Below are 22,600 nucleotides of genomic sequence, written 5' to 3'. Positions count from 1 at the left end.
GTGCGCGCGTGAGCCTGCCGACCCGTCCCTGCGCCGTCCTGCTGCTGCCCGGCTTTTCGATGCTGGCCGCCAGCGGCGTGCTGGATGCCTTGCAGTTCGCCAACGAGCTGCAGAACGAGGTGGCCTATCGGGTCCACCTGGTCTCGCCGGCCGGCGGGCTGGTGGCGGCCGGCAACGGCGGCCTGCTGCAGACCGAGCCGCTGGATGAGCAGCTGCCCTGGCATGCGCTCTTCGTGGTGGCGGGCGAAGGTGCGGCGTTGCCTGCCGGACAGGCGCTGGCCTGGCGCCAGCTCGGCGACGCCGGCTGCGCGCTCGCCGGGGTGGACGGCGGGGCCGCGCTGCTGGCCGCCGCCGGCTTGCTGGACGGCGCGCGCGCCACCGTCGACTGGACCCTGGCCGAGGCGCTGATCAGCGCCCATCCCGGCGTGGTCTGGACCCGCCATGTCTGGGAGATCAGCGGCGCCGAGCCGGCGCTGCGCCTGAGTTGTGCCGGCGGCACGGCCAGCCTGGACCTGATGCTGGCCTGGCTGACGCGGCTGCATGGCGAGCGCCTGGCACAGGAGCTCACGCCCTTGCTAGGGCTGGAGCGCGCGCGCGGGCGCGACGAGCGCCAGCGCGTCTCGGTCTCCGAGCGGCTGGGCGGCGGCAGCCCCAAGCTGGGCGAGGCCCTGGCCTTGATGGAGGCCAACCTCGCCGAACCCCTGCCTACCGAGGAGGTGGCGCGGCTGGTGGGCGTGTCGCGCCGCCAGCTGGAGCGGCTCTTCAAGCAATACCTGGACGCGCTGCCCTCGCGCTACTACGTCGAACTGCGCCTGCAGCGGGCGCGCCGGCTGCTGCAACAATCCAGCCAATCGATTCTGCAGATTGGACTGTCCTGCGGCTTCTCCTCGGGGCCGCATTTTTCCAATGCCTACAAGTCCCTGTTCGGCAATACGCCGCGCGACGAACGCAGCCAAAGGGCGGCGGCCTGGCGCGAGTTGAGCGCCGCGCCCAAGGACAGCACACCATGAACAGCCCAATCGACTTTCTGCTCAGGCCGGTGGCGATGAGCGACCTGCCGGCCCTGGAACGCATTGCCGCGGCCAGCGAGCATGGCATCAGCTCGCTGCCGCACGACCGCGACAAGCTGGCCGAGCGCATCGCGCGCTCGCTGCAGTCCTTTGCCAGCCGCGATGCGGCCAGTGGCGAGGAAACCTATCTGTTCGTGCTCGAGGACTGCCGGCAAGGCCGCGTGGTCGGCACCAGCGGCATCGCCGCCAGCGCCGGCTTTCACGACCGCTTTTACAGCTACCGCAACGAGTTCGTGGTGCATACCTCGGCGGCGCTGGGCGTGAGCCAGCGCGTACATACCCTGCATCTGTGCCACGATCTCACCGGCTACACCTTGCTGACCTCCTTCTACCTGGAGCCGGCCTATGAGCAGGGGCCGGCCGCGCAGCTGCTCTCTCGCGCGCGCCTGCTCTTCATCCAGGCCTGCGCCGAGCGCTTCAACGATCGCATCGCGGCGGAAAGCCCGGGCCTGTCCAACGCGGCCGGCCATTGCCCGTTCTGGGATGCGGTGGGGCGGCGCTTCTTCAATATGGACTACCCGCAGGCCGAGGCCGTGACCGGCGGGCGCAGCAAGGCCTTCATCGCCGACCTGATGCCGCATTCGCCTATCTATGTGCCCTTGCTGCCCGAAGCCGCGCAATGGGCGATCGGGCAGCTGCATCCGGTGGGCGAGCTGCCGTTCTCCATCCTGCTGGACGAGGGTTTCGACGCCGACACCTATGTGGACATCTTCGACGGCGGCCCGACCGTGGAGGCCAGCCTGGCCCTGCTGCGCAGCGTGCGCCATGCGCGCGAGCTGCGCGTGCGCGAGGGCGGCCCGAGCCAAGGCGCGGAGAGCGAGGGGGGAGTCTGGCATCTGCTGGCGACGCGGCAGCGCGAGCGGTTCACCGCGGTGCTGGCGCAGCTGCCTTCGGCCGCGCAAGACCTGGCCCCGGGGCACGAGGCGGCCTTGCGCCTCGGCGCGCTGGCCGGCGCCAGGCTCAGCGCCACGCCGCTGTGGCCGGACGCCGGGAGGGCGGCATGAGCGCGCTGCGGCTGCGCCCCTGGCGCCCGGACAGCGACGCCGCGGTGCTGGTGCAGTGGCGCAACCAGACCGGTGCCAGGGTGGAGCCGGCGCTGGCCGAGGGCGAACAGTGGCTGCTGCTGGCCGACGCCGACGACAGGCCGCAGGCCTGCCTACGCCTGCGTGCACGCCTTGGCCTGAACCTGCCGCGCTACAGCTACCACCTGGGCCGCGCCGTGCATGCGGCGCAGGAGCTGGGCCTGTTTCAATGCCAGGCCACCCTGCTGCTGGGCAACGACCATACCGGCGAGAGTGAGCTGGCCGATCTGGCCTGCGCGCCCGAGCTGCGCGAGCCCGCGGCCGCGCTGGGTCAGCTGATCGAGGCGGCGCTGGCATTGATCGCCGGCCAGCGCGAGGCCTATGGCGAACGGCTGCTGGTGGAACTGGCCGGCCAGCGCGATGCGCAAGGCACATCGCCCTTCTGGCGCGGCCTGGGCGCCTTCTTCTATCCGGGCGATGCCGCCGAGGCCGAGGCGCGCCTGGGCGAGGCCTGGCGCAGCCACCTGGCGGCGCTGCTGCCGCGCCAGACCCTCTATCTGTCCTTCCTGGACGAGGCGGCGCAGGCCGCGGCCGGGCAGGTGGGCAGCGCAGGCCAGGCGGCGCTGGCCGCGCTGCGCGCCCAGGGCTTTGCCGCCAGCAGCCATCTGCGCATCGACGACGGTGGGCCGATCTGGGAGTTGCCGCTGCCTTAGCCGAGCGCCCGCGCGATCTTGTGGCGCGGCACGGTGGTGCGCGGTACCTTGGTGGGGAACCAGCTGCGCACATCCTCGTCCACGCCGATGCCGTGCATGAAGTTGTAGATGGCCTTCTTCAGGCCCTTGCCGAGCAGATCGTGGTCCACGCCAGTCGGGTCGATGAAGCCGACATCGTTCTTCGCAAAGGCGCCCGGCGGCAGCGGGCGCAGCTGCACGCCAAAGGCCGCCGGGTCCATGCCCACCGGTGAGTGCACGGTGCAGGCGAAGCGGTGAAAGAAACCGCTGTGGATGCAGCCGTTCTCGAACAGCTGGCGCACATATTCGAGCGCGTCCACCGTGTCCTGCACCGTCTGCGTCGGGAAGCCGTACATCAGATAGGCATGCACCAGGATGCCGGCGTCGGCAAAGCCCTTGGTGACGCGCGCCACCTGCTCGACCGACACGCCTTTCTTCATCAGCTGCAGCAGCCGGTCCGAGGCCACCTCCAGGCCGCCCGAGATCGCGATGCAGCCGCTCTCGGCGAGCTGCTGGCAGAGCTCGGGCGTGAAGGTTTTTTCGAAGCGGATATTGCCCCACCAGGAGATGCTGGTGCCGCGGCGCTGCAGCTCGGCCGCGAAGGCCTTCAGCGCCTTGGGCGGCGCGGCCTCGTCGACGAGGTGGAAACCGGTCTGACCGGTCTCGGCGACGATGGCCTCGACGCGGTCCACCAGGGTGCTGGCCGAGGCCGCCTCGTAGCGCGAGATGTAGTCGAGGCTCACATCGCAGAAGCTGCACTTCTTCCAGTAGCAGCCATGCGCCACGGTGAGCTTGTTCCAGCGCCCGTCGCTCCACAGCCGGTTCATCGGATTCAGCATGTCCAGCAGCGAGAGGTACTGGCCCAGCGGCAGGCCGTCCCAGGTGGGCGTGCCCACCGCGTCGAAGGGAATGTCGGGCTCGACGAAGTTGATGTACTTCACCGCGCCGTCCTGCCGCACAAAGGTGCGCACCAGGCGCTGCTGCGAGCGCTGGCCCTGCAGATGCTCCAGCAGGGCCAGCAGCGGGCGCTCGCCCGCGTCCAGGGTGATGAAGTCGACGAATTCGAACAGGCGCGGCTCGGCCAGCTCGCGCAGCTCGGTGTTGACGAAGCCGCCGCCCAGCACCAGCTTGATCTCGGGGTGGGCGGCGCGGATGGTCTGGGCGATGCGCAGCGCCGCATACACCGCGCCGGGGAAGGGCACCGACAGCAGCACCAGCTGCGGCGCATGCCGGGCCACCGCTTCCAGCGTCAGCGCGGCGAGCGTCTCGTCGACCAGATTGGGCGGCGCCGCCAGCGCCTCGGCGAGCGGGTCGAAGCTGGGCTGGGCGGTGGCCAGGCGCTCGGCATAGCGCACGAATTCGAAGCGCTCGTCGATCGCCTCGCGCAGCACGTCGGCCAGGTCATTCAGGTAGAGCGTGGCCAGGTGGCGCGCGCGGTCCTGCAGGCCCAGCGCGCCGAAGGCCCAGGCCAGCGGGTCCTCGCCGTCCTCGGCCAGGTAGGCGTCTATGGTCTCGAAGCGCTTGCCCTCAGGCAGGAACTGGCGCGTGTTGATGCGGTGCGCCAGCGTCGGGTCCTGGCCCTGCAAGAAGGCGATGGTGGGCGCAATGGTGGCCAGGTAGCGCTCGAACTGCGCCTCGAAGTTGCGCAGCTGCAGGGTCTGCCGCGCCTCGGGCAGCGCCTGCACGTTGGCGCGCATCGCCTGCAGCCCGGCGCGCGAGAACAGCTTGAGCACCAGGCCCAGGGCCAGGTCTTGCTGCGCGGCCGGCACGCCGCGCGAGCGCAGAAAGCCGGTCAGGTAGGCGGTGGAGGGGTAGGGCGTGTTGAGCTGCGTCATCGGCGGGATGAGCGAGAGCACACGCAGGGAGCTGGCGGACATGGCGGGGCGGGCGGACGACAGGCGCGGGAGCGCAGGCCTTCACTGTAAGGCCAAAGGAAAAGCCCGGCAGACCCAGGGCCTGGCGGGCTCTCAATGCCAAAGCGGCAGGCCTGGCGGCCTGCGTGGCAATTACTTCTTGGCAGCCTTCTTGGCGGGCTTGGCAGCAGGCTTGGCGGCTGCCTTGGCCGGCTTGGCTTCGGCCTTGGCGGCCTTGCGAGCGGCGGCCTTGGGATCCACGGCGGCCTTGAAGCCGGCACCCGGGGTGAACTTGGGCAGCTTGGCAGCAGCGATCTTGATCTTGTCGCCGGTGCTGGGGTTCACGCCGGTGCGAGCGGCACGCGCGTGTTGCTTGAAGGAGCCGAAGCCAGGGATGGAAACGGCGCCGCCCTTTTTCACCGTGGTGACCACGGCGTCCAGCAGGGTCTCGAGGATGCGGCCGGCTTCGGCCTTGGTCAGCTCGTGCTTGGAGGCCAGGTGTTCGATCAGTTCGGTCTTGTTCATTCGAGTATGACAGTTTGGTTGCGCCCGATGTACCGGGCGGGCGTATTGTGGCCGATAAACAGGGGCCTCTGGGCGGGCATGAGGGAAAACATCGATGAACAGGGCCATGTCTTGCCTCGTGCCCGCACGAGGCCTTTGTTCAAGCCAGCAATAGCTTGTGCACCAGATCCGGCGTGGTGGCGGCGCCGTACTTCTTCATCAGCCTGGCGCGGTAGACGTCCACGGTGCGCGGGCTGATGGCGAGTTTCTTGCCGATCAACTTGCTGGTCAGGCCATCGATCAGCAGCGCGGCGATCTCGCGCTCGCGCGCCGTCAGCTCGGCGCGCACGGCCTTGAGCTGGCGCTGCGCCGAGAGGTCCTCGAAGCTCCAGATGCCCTGGGCATGGGGGTTGCGAGGGTCGAGCGTGCGGCCCGAGACATGGCACCAGAACAGCTCGCCGCGCTTGGGGCCGGCCAGCCGCTTCATGATGCGGTCGTCGGCGTACAAGCCTTGGGCGTCCAGACTGGCGACGATGCGCTCGCCGGTGCGTTCGAACTCGGCCGGGCTGGGGTAGAGCAGCTCGAAGCTCTGGCCGATCAGTTGCTCGCGCTCGGCGCCGAACATCGCCAGCAGATGGCGGTTGCAGTCGAGGATCTGGCGCTGCTCCGACAGCACCAGGCCGATCGGTGCGAGGTCGAAGGCGGTGCGGTAGTCCAGCGTCATGCTTGTGTCGCGTCAGAGCAGGGCGTAGGTGGTGGTGGCCTGGGCGGCGAGCTTGCCGTCGGCGCCCAGGATGTCGATCTGCCCGAAGGCCAGGCTCTTGCCGTTGCGCAGCACCTGGGCGTCGATGACGCAATGCGTGCCACTCAAGGGGCGCACAAAGCTGGTCTGCAGCTGCACCGTGGTCATGGGCCGGAACTCGCCCAGCGTGGCCATCATGGCCAGCACCATGGCGGTGTCGGCCGCGGCCATCGCGGCCTGCCCGCACATCACGCCGCCCACATGCACGAATTCGGCCTTGATCGGCAGGCGCAGCCGCACCCGGCCGGGCTCGGCACTCAGCACCTGCAGGCCCATCTGGGCGATCCAGGGCGCGAAGATGCGCGGAATTTCCTGCTGGAGTTCGTCGATTTTCATCAGCCATCAAGGTCTTGCGAGGCCCTCAGCATAGCGCCGCCCTCAGGGGGCGTAGAGCACTTTCATGCTGGCATCGACCTGGCTGGCGTCCAGAAACGCGATCGCGCCCGGGTTGGCCAGCAGCGCGGCGCGCAGCTGCGCCGGGTCGGCGAACTCGCGCGGCGCATGGCCCTTGCCGCTGAACAGCAGGCGCGACCAGGCGGCCTTGACCTGGGCCACGTCGCGCTCCAGCACCCGCGCGTAGAACTCGTCGCGCAGCGCACCGGCGCTGGCCAGCAGCTGTGGCGCGCTGCCGTCGGGCAGGGTGCGTGCCTGCCCCAGGTAGAGCTCGCTCACCTCCTGCCGGCTGAGCCTGGCCAGCGGGCTCCTGGCCGAGCTCACCACCACCGGCTGGCTCACCAGATAGCGGGCCAGGATGCGCTCGATCTGCCCGCTGCTGCGCAGCCGCTCGATGGCGGCGAGCATGTGTTCGGCGCTGCCGTCGACGCGCCCTCCCTTGGGCACGGCGCAACGAAACTCGGCCTTGAACAAGGGCAGCCGCCAAAAGGCGATGTTGTGACCGGGATTGGCGCGCTGGTACCAGCTGACCTCGCGCTGCTCGGCGATTGCATAGGGCACGCGGTTGAGGCTGAGCTTTTGCAGCGAGCGCTCGACGGCGATGGTGTCCTCGCGCCGCAGGCGTCCGTCGGCCACGCGCTCGTCAACGCCGGGGTAGACAAAGCCCAGCACCGTGCCCAGCGTCTGGCCACGCGGTAGCTGCTCGAGGCTGCTCAGGGGCTCGGCGGTCTGGTGGCCCACCAGCACATTTTCCAGCTCCAGCAGCGGGCCGCTCCACAGGTATTGCTCGGGCGTGCGGGTGAACTCCGGGCTCAGGTGGCAGCGCAGGTCGATCTCGCCGGCGGCCGCCGCGGCATCCACGCGCGGGCGTGGCAGCAGCACATGCTGCACCGGCAGGTGCAGTGCCTCGCCGATCGCCTGGGCCAGATCGAAGTCGATGCCAGCCACCAAGGCGCCATCCTTGAAGATCGCATAGGGCGCACCCCAGGCCGGGATCACCGCGATGCGCAGGGCCTTGGGCTCGGCGGCAGCGGCCGGCCCGGCCAGTAGGATGGCGACCAGGCTGATCAGCCTCAGCAGCTTGCTCCGCAGTGTCGGGGGCCAAGCCATGCGGGTCAGAACACGAAGTCGAGCTTGAGCGTCAGCACCCGCACCTGCCCGTCCCATTGCGGGTCGGTATAGCCGCCCAGCGGCGCCGCGAAGGGGTAGCTCACCAGACTGTTGAGGCCCAGCCCGCTCTCGCGCGTGTGGCGCAGGCTCTCGAGCTGGAGTTTCAACGCCATGTTTTCGCGCCAGTCCCAGCGCAGCCCCAGCTGCCAGATGCGGCGATCATTGGGCGACTGCAGATAGCGGTCGAACGCCGCATTCGCCGTTGCCGCCGCGGGCCCGGCCTGGGCATCGGTTTGCAGCCCCAGCGGCGCCTCGGTGAAGCGTTGCTGGCCGATCACCGCATAGGGCGTGACGGCGCCCAGGCGCAGGCTGGCCTGCAGATACCAGGCGCGCACATCGGGGATTAGCAGGCCGTTGGAGCCGCGCCGCATGGCTTCGCCAAGAAGGGCCCAGCGGCCGTTGTCGTAGACCAGGGCGACGGCGTCGCTGCGCACCCCCATGCCTTGCGTGCGGCCGCGCGCGTCCAGCACCGCGGCGCAGTTGCTGCAGCCGGTGTTGCCCGAGCGCAGCTGTTCGAACAGCCGCTCGAACGCCGGTAGCCTTGCGGCGATGCGGTACTGGGCATGGGCCATCCGCAGCGTCCAGTCGCGCCGCGTCCATTTACCGACCAGGGCGGCGGCGCGCTCGGCATCGACGGAGCCGGCCGCCACCTCGACGCGGGCGCGCCCCAGCACTGCTTCCAGGCTCAGCTCGCCCTGCGGTCCGTGCTCGTTCCACAGCGCGTTCACGCCATCCGCATGGGTGATGGGATTGAGCTGGTAGACGGTGTTGACCGGTCGCGCCGCGGTCTGGACATAGCCGATATGGCGGGTGTCCGAGTTCAGGAACACCGGCAACGCGGTGCGCCCGAGCTTGAGCTGCAGCCGTGGCCCGGCGTCCCAGGCGGCATACAGCCATTCGACGCGCGGGCGCAGGCGGTCAGGCACCTCGTCCTTGGCGATCAGCTGCAGCACCGCACGGCCTTCGCCGGGGCTGTCGAGCGTCAGTTGCACGGCCACGAGGCTGTCGCCATCCATGCGCCATTGGCGCAGCGAGGGCGTGGGTGTGCGTGCGTCGGCGCGCACGCCGGCCACCGGGTCGTCGGCACGGTAGGCGCCCAGGGTGCCGAAGCCGTCCAGCTTCAGCCAGGCGGGCAGCTCGGCCGCCGGCGCCACCAGCGGCCGGCCCAGGCACAGCAAGGCGGCAGCCATGGCGAGGCGGCGCGTCATCGGGATTCCTGCGGCATGGCGCGATGGTAAGGCCGAGCGGCGCGCGCGATCTGTTGGCAAGCCGCGGGCAGCTTAGGCGAATCTACGTAACGACTACGTAAAGCCATACGTAGTACGCTCGGCGGCGTTGCGAACACAGCTTGATTGGAGACGGCAATGAACAAGCTTTATCCCAGTGCGGCCGCCGCGCTGGATGGCATCGTCAAGGACGGCCAGTTGCTGGCGGTCGGCGGCTTTGGCCTCTGCGGCATCCCCGAGGCCTTGATCGCAGCGCTGCGTGACAGCGGCGTGAAGGGCCTGACGGTGATATCCAACAATGCCGGCGTGGACGGCTTCGGCCTCGGCCAGCTGCTCGAAACGCGCCAGATCAAGAAGATGATCTCCAGCTATGTGGGCGAGAACAAGGAGTTCGAGCGCCAGTACCTGGCGGGCGAGCTGGAGCTGGAATTCACGCCTCAGGGCACGCTGGCCGAGAAGCTGCGCGCCGGCGGCGCCGGCATCCCGGCCTTCTTCACCCGCACCGGCGTGGGCACCATCGTCGCCGAGGGCAAGGAGCTGCGCGAGTTCGATGGCCATACCTATGTGATGGAGCGCGCGCTCAACCCCGAGGTGGCCCTGGTGAAGGCGCATACCGCCGACAAGAGCGGCAACCTGGTGTTCCGCCGCACCGCGCGCAACTTCAACCCGGCCGCCGCGATGGCCGGCAAGATCACCGTGGTGGAGGTCGAGCACATTGTCGAGACCGGCAGCATAGACCCCGACGCGGTGCATCTGCCCGGCATCTATGTGCATCGCATCGTGCACAACCCGCATCCCGAGAAGCGCATCGAGAAGCGCACGCTCTCTGAAAAGAAGCAAGGAGCCTGATCATGGCCTGGACGCAAGACCAAATGGCGGCACGCGCCGCGCAGGAGCTCGAAGACGGCTTCTATGTGAACCTGGGCATCGGCATCCCCACCTTGGTGGCCAATTTCGTACCCTCGGACAAGGAAGTCTGGCTGCAAAGCGAGAACGGCATGTTGGGCATAGGCCCGTTCCCGACCGAGGACGAGGTCGACGCCGACCTCATCAACGCCGGCAAGCAGACCGTCACCACCATTCCCGGCTCCAGCATTTTCGGCAGCCACGACAGCTTCGCGATGATTCGGGGCGGCAAGATCAACCTCTCCATCCTCGGCGCCATGCAGGTGAGCGAGCAGGGCGATCTGGCCAACTGGATGATCCCCGGCAAGATGGTCAAGGGCATGGGCGGCGCGATGGACCTGGTGGCCGGCGTGAAGCGCGTGATCGTGCTGATGGAGCATGTGGCGCGCAAGAAGGACGGCAGCACCGATCTGAAGATCTTGCCGCAGTGCACCCTGCCGCTCACCGGCGTGGGCGTGGTCAACCGCATCATCACCGACCTAGCGGTGATGGACGTGACCCCCGAGGGGCTCAAGCTCGTCGAGCTGGCCGAGGGCGTCACGCGCGAGGAAGTGCAGGCCAAGACCGGCGTGCCATTGCGCTGATCCCGGCGTTTTGCCATCCCTAGTCTGCAAGGCCTAGACGCTGGCTTGTGCGGCCGGTCCTGACACAAAATCGCGCTCGGCTCATCCACAAGGTGGATGGTGCCGGGTCGGTGGTACAGGGGGGCACAAGATGCAAGCGTTGCTGCAATCCCAGGGCGTTGAGGAGCAGCGCCCGAGCTGGGCGGGTCTGGGGCTGCCGGACTATCGCGGACCCGAACGCCGCCGGCGCGCGCCCGCGCTCGGCCTGCCAGGCGCGCTGTTCTCGCGCGCGCTCGACGAGATCGACCTGGGCCTGCTGCTGGTCAGCGAGAGCGGCCAGCTGCATTACGCCAACCACATGGCGCGCAGCCGCCTGGCCCAGCATGCCTGGTTGTGCCTGCATGACGACTGTCTGAGCGCCAGCCAGGAGGCCGACCAACTGCGCCTGAGGGCGGCGCTGCAGGCCGCCGCGCTGCAGGGCCTCAGGCGGCTCATCACCCTGGGGCAAGGCGCGGCGCGGCTGATGCTGTCGGTGATCCCGATGGCGTTGGGCGACAACCGGCCCGGCGCCCTGGTGCTGCTGGGCAAGCAGCAGCTCTGCGGCGAGCTCTCCATCCATGCCTTTGCGCGCGAACACCGCCTCACCAGCGCCGAGCAGCAGGTGCTGCAGGCCTTGTGCGAGGGCTTGCAGCCGCAGGACATCGCCGCCAGGCACCAGGTTGCCGTTTCCACCATCCGCACCCAGATCGCCAGCCTGCGCGCCAAGACCCAGGCCGAGAGCATCCGCGACCTGGTGGGCTTGGTGGCGATGCTGCCGCCCATGCTGAGTGTGCTGCGCGGCTAGCGACTGAAGCCTCGTACCGCTACAAATCTTCACGCGAGCGACGCAAGAATTCGCGTCGCTATTACTAGACTGCTGGAACTTTTGACAAGGACCAGCATGGCAGACCCAGGTCTTGAGACAAGCCTTCCCATCGGCGCCGCGGCCCTGGCCGCCGGCCTGCTCAGTGCCTGCGGCGGAGGCGGTGGCGGCGACAGCCCAGCGCCCGCACCGTCACCTCCGCCACCAGCTCCGCCACCACCACCCCCCGCCGGCCCGACCGACGCAGACGCTGCGCGCCTGCTTGCCCAGGCTGGCTTTGCCGCCAACGCTGAAGACATCGCGGCGCTCAAGCGCAAGGGCCTGAGCGCCTGGCTGGACGAACAGTTCGCCCTGCCGCGCAGCCAGTCGCACTTTGACTGGATGCTGAGCAAGGGCTATGGCAGCACCGAGTTTCGCAACGGCTTTGCCGGCATGGACGCCAGCCTGTGGCGCAAGCTGATCGGCTCGCCCGACCAGCTGCGCCAGCGTGTGGTGCTGGCGCTCTCCGAGATCTTCGTGGTGTCGATGGCCGGCCTGCCGGTGCCCTGGCGCGCCATGGCGGTGGCCGCCTACGTCGATATGCTGGAGGAGCGCGCCTTTGGCAGCTACCGCGATCTGCTGCAAGGCGTGAGCCTGTCCAACGCCATGGGCGTCTATCTGAATATGCGCGGCAACCAGAAGGAGGACGCCAAAACCGGTCGGGTGCCCGACGAGAACTATGCGCGCGAGGTGATGCAGCTGTTCAGTATCGGCCTGCTGGAGCTGAACCTGGACGGCAGCCCCAAGACCAGCGGCGGCAAGCCCATCGAGACGTATACGCAGAGCAGCATCACCGAGCTGGCACGCGTGTTCACCGGCTGGGAGTTTGACGGCGCCAGCGCCAGCGACCCGGGCTTCATGCGCAAGCCCATGGTGCATCTGGCTGCGCGCTTCTCCGGCGGCGCCAAGAAGGTGCTGAACGTAGACGTGCCGGTCACGGCCGACGGCCCGGCGGCGCTCAAGATCGCCCTGGACACGCTGGCCAACCATGCCAATGTCGGCCCCTTCATAGGTCGGCAGCTGATCCAGCGCCTGGTCTGCTCGCAGCCCAGCCCGGCCTATGTGCAAAGAGTCGCCGCCGTGTTCAACGACAACGGCCAGGGCCAGCGCGGCGACCTCAAGGCCGTCATCAAGGCGATCTTGCTGGACACGGAAGCGCGCAGCCCGGGCACGGGGCCGTCCGTGGGCAAGCTGCGTGAGCCGGTGCAGCGCTTTGTGCAATGGGCGCGCCATGCCAAGCTGAACTCGCCGACGGACTTGTGGAATATCGGCGACCTCTCCAACCCGGCCACGCGGCTGGGGCAGAGCCCGCTGCGCAGCCCCTCGGTGTTCAACTTCTTCCGGCCCGGCTATGTGCCGCCGAATTCGCCGCTGGGTGCCCAGGGCGTGACCGCGCCCGAGTTCCAGCTCTGCAATGAAAGCACGGTGGCCGGCTACCTCAACTTCATGCAGAACGTGATTGCCAACGGGCTGGGCGAGCTCAGGCCCGATTACAGCGCCGATCTGGCCCTGGCCGGCGATGCGCCGGCCCTGGTGGCCCGGCATGCGCTGCTGCTGGCGGGGGATGGGCTGGCCGCGGCCACCCAGGCCAGCATCGTGGCCGCGGTGCAAAGCCTGAGCGCCGGCACCGAGGCCGGCCGACTCGCACGCGTGCATGCCAGCCTCATGCTGGTGATGGCCTGCCCCGAATACCTGATCCAGAAGTGAGCGAACCCTCCATGCACATCAGCAAGCTTGAACAACTGCAGCGCCGCGAGCTGCTGCGGCGCGCCGGCGCACTGGGTCTGGCGGGCGTGGCCGCACCCTGGGCGCTGAACCTGGCCGCCATCGGCGAGGCCGCGGCCCAGGCCGCACCCAGCGACTACAAGGCCCTGGTCTGCGTCTTCCTGTATGGCGGCAACGACCATGGCAACACCCTGGTGCCCTATGACAGCGCCAGCCACAGCGCCTACCAGGCGATACGCCAGACCATTGCCACCCCGCGCGACCAGCTCGCCGCCACGCTGTTGAGCCCCTCGGTGGCGCTGGCCGATGGGCGCCAGATGGCGCTGGCGCCGCAACTTGGCAAGCTCAAACGGATCTTCGATGCCGGCAAGCTCGGCATGCTGCTCAACGTGGGCACGCTGATGCAGCCCACCAGCCTGGCCCAGTACAAGGCGCAAAGCGTGCCGCTACCGCCCAAGCTGTTCTCGCACAACGACCAGCAAAGCGTCTGGCAGGCCTCGCTGCCCGAAGGTGCCACCTCGGGCTGGGGCGGGCGCATGGGCGACCAATTCCTCTCCAGCAATGGCAACGCCACCTTCAGCTGCATCAATGTCTCGGGCAATGCCGTCTTCATGGCCGGTCAGCAGGCGGTGCAGTACCAGATGTCCAGCACCGGCGCGGTGGCCATCAACGGCATCGCCAAGCCCCTGTTCGGCTCGCAGGCCTGCGCTGACGCCTTGCGCAGCCTCATCACCGCGCCGCGCACGCATTGGATGGAGCAGGAGCTCAGCCGGGTGGTGAGCCGCTCGGTGAGCGCCCAGTCCATCGTGGCGGGCGCGCTGGCCAGCCTGCCGGCCCTGGCCACCCCCTTCGACGCCGCCAACGGCCTGGCCATGCAGCTGCACATGGTGGCCAAGCTGATCGCCGCGCGCGCCGGCCTGGGGGCCAAGCGGCAGGTGTTCTTCGTCTCGCTCGGCGGCTTCGATCTGCACGATTTTTTGCCCGACCAGCATCCCGGCCTGCTGGCCAGCGTGGCCGATGCGCTGGCGAGTTTTTACGATGCCACCGTCGAGCTGGGCGTGGCCAATCAGGTCAGCACCTTCACCGCTTCGGACTTCGGCCGCACGCTGACCTCGAATGGCGATGGTTCCGACCATGGCTGGGGCAGCCATCATTTCGTGCTGGGCGGCGCGGTCAAGGGCGGGCGCTTCTGGGGCCAGCTGCCCTCGGTGTCGGTGAACGGGCCCGACGATGTGGGCCAGGGCCGCCTGCTGCCCAGCACCGCGGTGGACCAGCTCGGCGCGACCCTGGCCAGCTGGATGGGGGTGAGCGCCGCCAACTTATCCATGGTGCTGCCGCAGATCGGCAACTACAGCGTGAAAGACCTGGGGATCTTTTAGGATCGAGCCTCCGCCGCTTCGGTCTCGTCCCGTTCATGCAACTGCCCCTGAAGCCGCTCGGCCTGCTGCTGAGCCTTGCGCTACTGGCCTGCGCCAGCAGCCCCCCGCCGCCGCCAGTCGTGCCAGCCATACCAGCCGTGCCGGCCCAACCCGAGGCCGCCAGCGGCTGGCGCGCCAAGCCCGGCTGGGCCAGCCGGCATTTCGCGGTGGCGGCGGCCAATCCGCAGGCGGTGGAAGCGGGCTACCAGATCCTCAAGGCCGGCGGCAATGCGCTCGACGCCGCCATCGCCACCCAGCTGGTGTTGGCCCTGGTGGAGCCGCAGTCCAGCGGCATCGGCGGCGGCGCCTTCCTGATGCTGTGGGATGGGCGGGGCTTGAGCGCCTGGGACGGGCGCGAGACCGCGCCTGCCGCGGTGGATGAGCGTCTCTTCATCCGGCCCGACGGCCGCCCCATGGGCATGGACGAGGCGGTGGTGGGCGGCCGCGCGGTGGGCACACCCGGCGTGCTGGCCATGCTGGAGGCCGCGCATCGCCGGCATGGGCGCCTGCCCTGGGCGCGATTGTTCGAACCCGCCATCGCGCTTTGCGAGCAGGGCTTCGAGGTCGGCGCTCGCCTGCACCTGCTGCTGGGTGGCGCCAGCGGTTTGCGCCGCGATGCGCTGGCGGCACGCTATTTCTTCGACGCCGATGGCAAGCCCTGGCCCCAGGGCCAGCGCCTGCGCAATCCGGCGCTGGCCGAGCTGCTGCGGCGCATCGCCGCCGAGGGCAGCGCGCAGGCCTTTTACCGCGGCAGCGTGGCCCGGGACATGGTGCGCCGGGTGCGCGGCCATGCCAGCAACCCGGGCCTGCTCAGCGAGGCCGATCTGGCCGCCTACCGGCCGGTCGAGCGCCGGCCCATTTGCACAGATTGGCGCAGCGACCCTGGCTGGCGCGTGTGTGGCTTTCCACCGCCGTCCTCAGGCCACCTGACGATGATGCAGATCCTGGGCATGCTGCCGCCCGGCGATGCCGCCCGCGATCTGCAGGACGGGCTGCCGCGCCCGGCCTGGCTGCACCGCTATCTGGAGGCCTCGCGCCTGGCCTATGCCGACCGCGCCCAGTACATTGCCGATCCCGATTTCGTGGCACCACCGGCGGGCGACTGGCTGAGCCTGCTGGACCCCGACTACCTGCGCCAGCGCGCCGCGCTGATCGGCCCGCGCAGCATGGGCCAGGCGCAGGCCGGCACGCCGCGCCAGGCACGCAGCGCCCATGCGCCGCAGGCCGCGCAGGCCGAGCATGGCACCAGCCATATCAGCGTGATCGACGGCGAGGGCCAGGCGGTCGCGTTCACCACCACGGTGGAAGCGGCCTTCGGTGCGCAGATCATGAGCGATGGCGGCACCGGACTGGTGGGCGGCTTCCTGCTCAACAACCAGCTCACCGATTTCGCCATGCTGCCGCGCGATGCCCAGGGCCGGCCGGTGGCGAATCGCGTCGAGCCCGGCAAGCGCCCGCGCTCCAGCATGAGCCCGACCCTGGTGTTCGACCCGCGCGATGGCCGGCTGCTGATGAGCCTGGGCTCACCGGGCGGGCAGGCCATCATCCACTTCGTCGCCAAGACCTTGCTGGCCACGCAGGACTGGGGCATGGATGTGCAGCGCGCCATCAACCTGCCCAATGTGGGCAATTTCAACGGCCCCTCGGTGCTGGAGCGCGGCCTGCTGCCGCCCGCCACGGTGCAGGGCCTGCGCGCGCTGGGTCATCAGGTGATCGAGACCGATTTCCCCAGCGGCCTGCAGGCGATCGAACGCCGTGGCAGCGGCTGGTTCGGCGGCGCCGACCCGCGCCGCGAGGGCATCGTCAAGGGCGACTGAAGGGCAGCCAGGGCTTGCCGGTCAGCTGCGCGCTGATGGCGGCCTTCAGCGGCGGCAGCCGTCCGGCCAGCGTCAGCACGCCGCGCCGCAGCAGGCGCGCGCCCGGGCGCTCGTCGGTGAAGAGCTTCACCACCGCATTGGTGCCCTGGTAGATCGGCCAGGTGGCGCGGCGGTGTTCGGCCGCATAGCGCTGCAGCAGGGCGGCATCACCCGGGTCGGCCGCGCCCTTGAGCAGGGCGGCCAGGGTCTGAACGCCGTAAAGCCCGAAGTTGTAGCCATGCGCGGTGACCGGGTGCATGCCCACCGCGGCATCGCCGATGAGGGCAAAGCGCGGCGCGGCAAAGCGGTGCGCATAGGTGGCCACCAGCGGGTAATGGTGGCGCGGGCCGAGCAGCCGCAGCCGGCCCAGCCGGCCCAGGCTGTGCTCCTGCACCCAGGCCGTGAAGCGTGCCTCGTCCCAGGCCAGCAGCTCCTGCAGCGGCTGGCTGTCCATCGTTAGCACCAGCGAACTCATTCGCCCGTTGAGCGGCAACCAGGCCATGGTGTGGCCATAGTGGAAGCACTCCAGCGCGGTGGCCTGGTGGTCCACCTCGTCATGCGCCATGCGGCAGACGATCACGCCGCGGCCGAAGTCGCGCATCTCGGCGCCTATGCCGGCCAGGCGGCGGGCATTGGAGAAGCGGCTGTCGGCGGCGATCAGCAGCGGCGCCTGGAGCGTCTCGCCGCTCTCCAGCGTGACGCTGGCGGCATCGGCCTGCTGCAGGCTCAGGCTGCGCATGCGTGCCTCGCAGCGCAAGCTGATCAGGCCGGCGCGGCGCTGCGCACCCTGGTAGGCGATGCGGCGCAACCAGTGGTTGGGCACCAGGGCACCCAGCTGCTCAGCATCAGCACCGCCACTGCCGGGATCGAAACCCAGAAAGCTCGGCGCGTTGCCGTCGAACACGTGGGCGCGCTTGAGCGGCGAGATCTGCTCCGGCGGCAGGTCTTGCCAGGCGCCGAGCGCTTGCAGCACCGCCATGCCGCGGTGGGTGAGGGCGATCTCGCGGCCGTCCTCGGCCGGATCGGCAATCTGCGCCAGCGGCGCCTGTTCCAGCACGGTGCTGGCGAGGCCGACATCCGCCAGCGCGGCGGCCATCGAGAGGCCGGCCGGACCGGCGCCGATGATGAGGACTTGGGGCTGTTCTTCGTGCATCCGGCGAGCCTAAACGCTGTAGGCTGGCTGCGCCTTGACGCAGCTCAGTTCTGGCTTGTCGCCGCACAGCGGATTTGCCTGGCTGGGCGGGCGGCTGCAAAGCCCTGGGCGGGTGGCCGCTGCGGCCCGGCTGCGCAGGCCCTCGCTGCGCTCGGGCTCCCCTGTGCTACTCGCGCCTTGTGGCCGGGCGCAGAACTCACTGCGCTCACCTACGGCTCGCTGCGTTCAGACATGCTGCGCCATACCAGAGCTTGAAGCGCGCGAGTACGCGCGCGGCCACAAGGCGCTGCGTTGCTCGGCAGCGCAAAGGGCCTTCGCAACCACCCGCCCAGGGCTTTGCCAACACCGATGCGCGTGTGCGACGAGGCTTCGTGGTAGCTGCCGCGGCGCGATCTGCAGATCCTGGATGTGCTGAGATCGCTGCCTGCGTAGGGCAAAGGAACAAGCGAAGCGGCCGAACACGGCCTGAGCTCGCCACAGACTTACTCGGCGGGCTGTATGCCCATGGCACTGCGGGCATCCCCGTGTATTCACGGGCGACGGGCCGCACATAATGGCCTGCATGCACGCGTCGAATTCGACCTAGCAAGCCCCAATGACCGGCAGCGTCGGGCTCAGCGGTTCAGTTCAACGCTGTTTGTCCGCCGCCGGTTGTTCTGGGCCGCTTGCAATGCGCCGTGCGCCAGCTGAGAAACGCTGACTGATAGGCATCTCAAACGGTCAGTGCTGCAGCGCGGCGTCCTTCAAACACAAAGGAGAATTGTCTTGGGCTTGGTCACAGCGTGCGGAGGGTGCGGCAAGGGAGTCACAGGGGCGTTTACCGGCCTTACGAAGCGCAACGGGAAGTACTTTTGCCCCATGTGTGCGGACAACCCAACTGGGGTTGCAAGATACTACTGCCTCGATTGCAAGACCTACTCGCCCTTTGCCAGAAACAAGGGAAGCGGATGGATCGAATTGATCCTGTACCTCTTCTACGTCGTCCCCGGAGTAATCTATTCCATATGGCGGCGAAGCGGGAACTCGAAAATGTGCCCCACCTGCAAGCAGACATCCCTCATCTCTTCCGAATCAGGTACGCACGTAAAGTGTCCTGACTGTGCTGAGCTGGTGCTCAAAGAGGCCAAGAAGTGCAAGCACTGTGGATGTGCACTTGTTCCGCAATAGCAACGGCAGGGCTCGGGTCAAGTCTTGATTATGCAGACAAGACCTGACCCTCTGTCCGACTCGGCAGGGCCGGAGACCGGGCGTCTTTCTTGTCAGACGCCGCCGGCTTCCGAACGTCGGTCAAAAGCCATGTCACGGGGCAGCAGCCTCAGGGGCTCAGTTGTGCCTGTTCCCCCGAGCTGCCGTCAGGTTTTGCGCAGCGCCAGCAGGCTGGCAACACCCGTGCCGGCGAACAGCAGGCCGGCCCAGACCTCGTAGGGCGCGCCCAGCAAGGTGTAGGCCGAGGCCTCGGAGCAGGAGGCCGTCACCATGAAGACCGAGGGCAGCAGGTTCTCCAGGTCCAGCGCGGTGAGGATGCGGTCGGCCAGGGTCATGTCGCAGGAGACCAGCTTGGCCACCACCTCATGCTGGTAGATGGCGGCCGTGAGCCCGGCCAGGGCCAGCAGGCCGCAGCCCAGCAGGCTGGCCTTGCGCAGCGCGGGCTGGCGCTTGGCCAGCCAGCCCAGGCCGGCGCAGGCGGTCAGCAGCAGGAAGATGCCGCGCTGCATCACGCACCAGGGGCAGGGCTTCACATTGAAGGCATGCTGGGCGATCAGCGCGAAGGCCACCGATCCCAGGCTGGCCAGCGCAATCACGCCGAGCGTGCGGGCCGGCAGTTTCGAGGGCGTCAGGAACATCAGGCGCCTTCGACCAACTCGGCAAGCAGATCAATCTCGACGCAAGCACCCAGCGGGATCTGCGCCACGCCAAAGGCCGCGCGGGCATGCTTGCCGGCCTCGTCACCAAACACCTCGGCCAGCAGCTCGGAGGCGCCATTGGTCACCAGATGGTGTTCGGTGTAGTCGGCCGTGCTGTTGACCAGGCTGGTGAGCTTGACGATGCGCTTGATCTTGTTCAGATCGCCCACGGCGGCATGCAGGGTGCCGATCAGGTCGATCGCCACGGCGCGCGCCGCCAGCTTGCCGGTGGCGGTGTCGGTGTCGCGGCCGAGCTGGCCCACCCAGGGCTTGCCGTCCTGCTTGGCGATATGGCCCGAGAGGAACAGCAGATTGCCGCTGCGCACAAAGGGCACATAGGCGGCCACCGGCACGGCCAGCGGCGGCGGCGTGATGCCAAGGGCGTTCAGGCGGTCATACACATTGTTGCTGGCGGTGGTGGCGCTCATGGCTGGTCGCAGACTCAAAAAGGGGTTAGAACTTTGGCGCGCATCCTACACCGGCAAGCCCTGCCGGCCGCGGCGCGCATGGGGAGTGAAACGCATGCATCGGGCCTGGACGGCGCCGCGTGCCTGGCACGGCGTGCTGCTGATGCTTTCCTGGCTGGGCGGCCTGGCGCTGCTGCAGCAATGCGCGCGTCTGCCGGCGCCGGCCGAGCTGGCGGGCCTACTGCTGCTGGTTGGGCTGGCCCTGGGCCTGGCGCGTCTGCTGCCCGCTTGGCGCTGGGGCCTGATCGCGCTGGCGCTCGCCCTGCTGGCCTTCTTGCAGGGCGCCTGGCGCGCCGAGCAGCGCCTCGCGCTCGATCTGCCCAGCGCCTGGGAGGGGCAGGATCTGCTGCTGCGCGGCCGCATCGCCTCGCTGCCTCAGGCGGTGCAGGGTTATGCCGGCGCGCCCGGTTGGCGCTTTGAGTTCGAGCCGGAGCCTGCGCCAAGCGAGCCACTGCATCTGCCATCGCGCCTGCTGCTGAGCTGGTATGGCGAGGCCGCCGGCCCCGCGCCCGCCGTGCAGGCAGGCGAACGCTGGCAGCTGCCGCTGCGTTTGCGCCGGGTGCACGGCCTGGCCAACCCCTTTGCCTTCGACCATGAGCTCTGGATGTTCGAGCGCGGCCTGCGCGCCACCGGGGTGGTGCGGCAAGGTTCTTCAGCCGCGCAGCGCCTGGCCGCCGCGCCCTGGTGGGCGCTGCTGCGCTGGCGCCAGGCCCTGCGCAGCGCCATCCAGCAGCAGCTCGGGCGCGACGCTGCCGCCAGTGCCGGCGTGCTGGCAGCGCTGAGCCTGGGCGACCAGGCCGCCATAACCCGGCATGAGTGGGAGCTGTTTCGCGACACCTCGGTCGCGCACCTGATGAGCATCTCGGGCCTGCACGTCACCATGTTTGCCTGGCTCGCCGCCGGCCTGGCGGCGCGCCTGTGGCGGCGCAGCGCCTGGCTGTGCCTGCGCCTGCCGGCGCCGCTGGCTGCCACAGCGCTGGGCGTGCTGGCGGCCTGGGCCTATGCGCTGTTTTCCGGCTGGGCCGTGCCCTCGCAGCGCACCGTCTGGATGCTGCTGGTGCTGGCGCTGTTGCGTCTGACCGGCTGGCGCTGGCCCTGGCCGATGTGCCTGCTGGCCTCGGCCTGCGTGGTCACCCTGCTCGATCCCTGGGCCATCGCCCAGCCGGGCTTCTGGCTCTCATTCGCCGCGGTGGGCCTGCTGATGGGTAGCGGCGGCGATACCAACCAGGCCGCGGGGTCAGGTCTTGCCAAGACCTTGCAGCAGAGCTTGCGCCAGGCCCTGCATGGTCAGTGGGTGGCCACGCTGGGCCTGGCGCCGCTGACCCTGCTGTTCTTCCAGCAGCTCTCGCTGGTGGGCCTGCTGGCCAATCTGCTCGCCATCCCGCTGGTGAGCTTTGTGATCACGCCGCTGGCCCTGCTGGGCGCCGCCTCGCCCTGGCTGTGGCAGTTGGACGCCTGGATCGTCAAGGGGCTGCTGGGCTATCTGGAATGGCTGGCGAGCTGGCCCCTGGCGGTATGGCGGGTGCCGGTCGCGCCGGCATGGGCGCAGTTGCTGGGCCTCTTGGGCGGCGCGCTGCTAGTGTTGCCGCTGCCCTGGCGCGCGCGCGGCCTGGGCCTGCTGCTGCTTGTTCCCCTGCTGTGGCCCGCGCCGGCGCGCCCCGGGCCGGGCGAGTTCGAACTGCTGGCGGCCGATATCGGCCAGGGCAATGCGGTGCTGGTGCGCACCGCCGGCCATGCCCTGCTGTACGACGCCGGCCCGCAATATGCCCCGGGCGTCGACGCCGGCCAACGCGTGCTGCTGCCGCTCTTGCGCGCCATCGGGCAGGGGCGGTTGGACCTGTTGCTGCTGAGCCATCGCGACCAGGACCATGTGGGCGGTGCCGGCTCGTTGCTGGCGGGCCTGCCGATCGCCGGGCTGCTCAGCTCGCTGGAGTCTGAACACCCGCTGCTGCAGCAGGGCGGCCCACCCGCGCAGCGCTGCGAGCGCGGCCAGCGCTGGATCTGGGACGGCGTGCAGTTCGAGCTGCTGCATCCCAGCGCCGCGGACTATGGGCAGCAGCCGGCCAAGAGCAATGCGCGCTCCTGCGTGCTGCGCATCAGCACGGCGGGCGGGCGCAGCGCCTTGCTGACCGGCGATATCGAGGCGGCCCAGGAGGCGCTGCTCTTGCAGCGCGAGGGCGCCGCGGGCCTGGCCAGCGAGGTGCTGCTGGTGCCCCACCATGGCAGCAAGACCTCGTCCACCGAGGCCTTCGTCGCCGCGGTGGCGCCGCGGCTGGCTATCGTGCAGGCCGGCTACCGCAACCGTTTTGGCCACCCGGCCCTGCCAAGCCTGGCGCGCTACCAGGCCCAGGGCAGCCAGCTGCTCACCAGCCCCTCATGCGGTGCCTGGGGCTGGCGCAGCCGCGATGGCGCCTGGTGGTGCCAGCGCGAACGCGAGCGGCGCTATTGGCATTGGCGGGATGATGGGCCGGGTCCGAGCGAAGCGGTGGGGCCGGAACTGGAGGTGGGGTATGGGTTCTGACGATTGACCGTGGTGTCAGGAGGCTGCAGTGGGTTATGACGGGCAAACTCCGGGTGCAGCGAGTCCGTCGGACGGACGAAGCGATTGAGGTCAAGTGGAAACCCATGAAGCAACCTAAAGAGTGCGCGTCTCACCATGAACCGGAGGGATTGGCGCGCCATATGCGGCCGGTGCGCGCTGCCTAGTGCTTGAGGCATCCCGCTGGTTGTCGTTGGCGGCGCGGGGCTGATAACTCACGGGCTTTGCGTCGAACTGCCAACCCCCCAAAGGGGGATGGGCAAACAGGACTTCGCCCGCGACATTCGCTGCCGAGTAGCAGTGACGCTCTGATAAACAGTTATCTGATGAGGCCGTGGCATGACAAAGAAACTTGCGAGAGTCCGCGCTGGTGCGCTGCTGGTGCTTGTCGCAGTTG

Annotated in this window: 19 protein-coding genes; 10 read left to right on the top strand and 9 right to left on the bottom strand. The window is 69.1% G+C overall.

The genetic code is table 11. The features are described from left to right. Positions 1–8 precede the first annotated feature (8 nt). From WG898_RS20650 to WG898_RS20640, 3 genes are read left to right on the top strand one after another with little or no spacing between them, the layout of a single operon-like run. Entirely contained in the window at positions 9–1,010 is a 1,002-nt protein-coding gene (locus WG898_RS20650; protein WP_339604656.1) for a GlxA family transcriptional regulator, read from the top strand. After that, a complete protein-coding gene (astA, locus tag WG898_RS20645; RefSeq protein WP_339604655.1) occupies positions 1,007–2,074 on the top strand; it encodes an arginine N-succinyltransferase in 1,068 nt (355 codons plus the stop codon). The genes WG898_RS20650 and astA overlap by 4 nt, the downstream gene beginning before the upstream one ends. Beyond that, positions 2,071–2,805, top strand: coding sequence for an arginine N-succinyltransferase (locus WG898_RS20640; RefSeq protein ID WP_339604654.1), 735 nt, complete (start codon positions 2,071–2,073; stop codon positions 2,803–2,805). Before astA ends, WG898_RS20640 begins: the two co-directional genes overlap by 4 nt. Here the strand turns inward: WG898_RS20640 and WG898_RS20635 are convergent. From WG898_RS20635 to WG898_RS20610, 6 genes are all read right to left on the bottom strand, one after another. After that, positions 2,802–4,700, bottom strand: a complete 1,899-nt coding sequence (locus WG898_RS20635; RefSeq protein ID WP_339604653.1) for a B12-binding domain-containing radical SAM protein — start codon at positions 4,698–4,700, stop codon at positions 2,802–2,804. The two genes, WG898_RS20640 and WG898_RS20635, sit on opposite strands and share 4 nt — an antisense overlap. A gap of 129 nt (positions 4,701–4,829) precedes the next feature. Next, positions 4,830–5,201: an HU family DNA-binding protein gene (locus tag WG898_RS20630; protein WP_285232701.1), complete on the bottom strand. Its 372-nt coding sequence runs from the start codon at positions 5,199–5,201 to the stop codon at positions 4,830–4,832. A 139-nt stretch (positions 5,202–5,340) separates the two neighbouring features. After that, positions 5,341–5,904 (bottom strand): LuxR C-terminal-related transcriptional regulator, encoded by a 564-nt coding sequence (locus WG898_RS20625; RefSeq protein WP_339604652.1) that lies wholly within the window; start codon positions 5,902–5,904, stop codon positions 5,341–5,343. 12 nt (positions 5,905–5,916) lie between these two features. Continuing rightward, positions 5,917–6,318, bottom strand: a complete 402-nt coding sequence (locus WG898_RS20620) for a PaaI family thioesterase (RefSeq protein ID WP_339604651.1) — start codon at positions 6,316–6,318, stop codon at positions 5,917–5,919. 42 nt (positions 6,319–6,360) lie between these two features. Further along, on the bottom strand, positions 6,361–7,485 hold the full coding sequence (locus WG898_RS20615) for a substrate-binding periplasmic protein (protein ID WP_339604650.1): 1,125 nt from the start codon (positions 7,483–7,485) through the stop codon (positions 6,361–6,363). A 5-nt stretch (positions 7,486–7,490) separates the two neighbouring features. Continuing rightward, a complete protein-coding gene (locus WG898_RS20610) occupies positions 7,491–8,753 on the bottom strand; it encodes a hypothetical protein (protein WP_339604649.1) in 1,263 nt (420 codons plus the stop codon). 156 nt (positions 8,754–8,909) lie between these two features. Here WG898_RS20610 and WG898_RS20605 point away from each other — a divergent pair, with 156 nt between their 5' ends. From WG898_RS20605 to WG898_RS20580, 6 genes are all read left to right on the top strand, one after another. Further along, the gene (locus WG898_RS20605) at positions 8,910–9,620 is read left to right on the top strand and encodes a CoA transferase subunit A (RefSeq protein ID WP_339604648.1); all 711 of its coding nucleotides are present in this window, start codon (positions 8,910–8,912) and stop codon (positions 9,618–9,620) included. Between the two features lie 2 nt (positions 9,621–9,622). Beyond that, on the top strand, positions 9,623–10,261 hold the full coding sequence (locus WG898_RS20600) for a CoA transferase subunit B (protein WP_339604647.1): 639 nt from the start codon (positions 9,623–9,625) through the stop codon (positions 10,259–10,261). Positions 10,262–10,391: 130 nt separating this feature from the next. Beyond that, a complete protein-coding gene (locus WG898_RS20595) occupies positions 10,392–11,084 on the top strand; it encodes a helix-turn-helix transcriptional regulator (RefSeq protein ID WP_339604646.1) in 693 nt (230 codons plus the stop codon). A 96-nt stretch (positions 11,085–11,180) separates the two neighbouring features. Continuing rightward, on the top strand, positions 11,181–12,848 hold the full coding sequence (locus WG898_RS20590; RefSeq protein ID WP_339604645.1) for a DUF1800 domain-containing protein: 1,668 nt from the start codon (positions 11,181–11,183) through the stop codon (positions 12,846–12,848). Positions 12,849–12,859: 11 nt separating this feature from the next. Further along, the gene (locus tag WG898_RS20585; RefSeq protein WP_339604644.1) at positions 12,860–14,245 is read left to right on the top strand and encodes a DUF1501 domain-containing protein; all 1,386 of its coding nucleotides are present in this window, start codon (positions 12,860–12,862) and stop codon (positions 14,243–14,245) included. A gap of 35 nt (positions 14,246–14,280) precedes the next feature. Continuing rightward, on the top strand, positions 14,281–16,101 hold the full coding sequence (locus tag WG898_RS20580) for a gamma-glutamyltransferase family protein (RefSeq protein WP_339604643.1): 1,821 nt from the start codon (positions 14,281–14,283) through the stop codon (positions 16,099–16,101). On the opposite strand, the gene ubiM is transcribed toward WG898_RS20580, so the two are convergent. The 3 genes from ubiM to WG898_RS20565 form a co-directional block, all read right to left on the bottom strand. Next, the gene (ubiM, locus tag WG898_RS20575) at positions 16,088–17,293 is read right to left on the bottom strand and encodes a 5-demethoxyubiquinol-8 5-hydroxylase UbiM (protein WP_339604642.1); all 1,206 of its coding nucleotides are present in this window, start codon (positions 17,291–17,293) and stop codon (positions 16,088–16,090) included. The genes WG898_RS20580 and ubiM overlap by 14 nt on opposite strands. A 1,352-nt stretch (positions 17,294–18,645) precedes the next feature. After that, a complete protein-coding gene (locus WG898_RS20570) occupies positions 18,646–19,137 on the bottom strand; it encodes a disulfide bond formation protein B (RefSeq protein WP_339604641.1) in 492 nt (163 codons plus the stop codon). After that, the gene (locus tag WG898_RS20565) at positions 19,137–19,625 is read right to left on the bottom strand and encodes a RidA family protein (RefSeq protein ID WP_339604640.1); all 489 of its coding nucleotides are present in this window, start codon (positions 19,623–19,625) and stop codon (positions 19,137–19,139) included. Before WG898_RS20565 ends, WG898_RS20570 begins: the two co-directional genes overlap by 1 nt. A gap of 94 nt (positions 19,626–19,719) precedes the next feature. On the opposite strand from WG898_RS20565, the gene WG898_RS20560 reads away from it, so the two are divergent. Continuing rightward, positions 19,720–22,185, top strand: coding sequence for a DNA internalization-related competence protein ComEC/Rec2 (locus tag WG898_RS20560; RefSeq protein ID WP_339604639.1), 2,466 nt, complete (start codon positions 19,720–19,722; stop codon positions 22,183–22,185). Positions 22,186–22,600: the final 415 nt, after the last annotated feature.

The organism is Paucibacter soli (assembly GCF_037482845.1).
GTDB lineage: Bacteria > Pseudomonadota > Gammaproteobacteria > Burkholderiales > Burkholderiaceae_C > Paucibacter_B > Paucibacter_B soli.
This window is presented reverse-complemented; position numbering and strand designations above follow the sequence as displayed.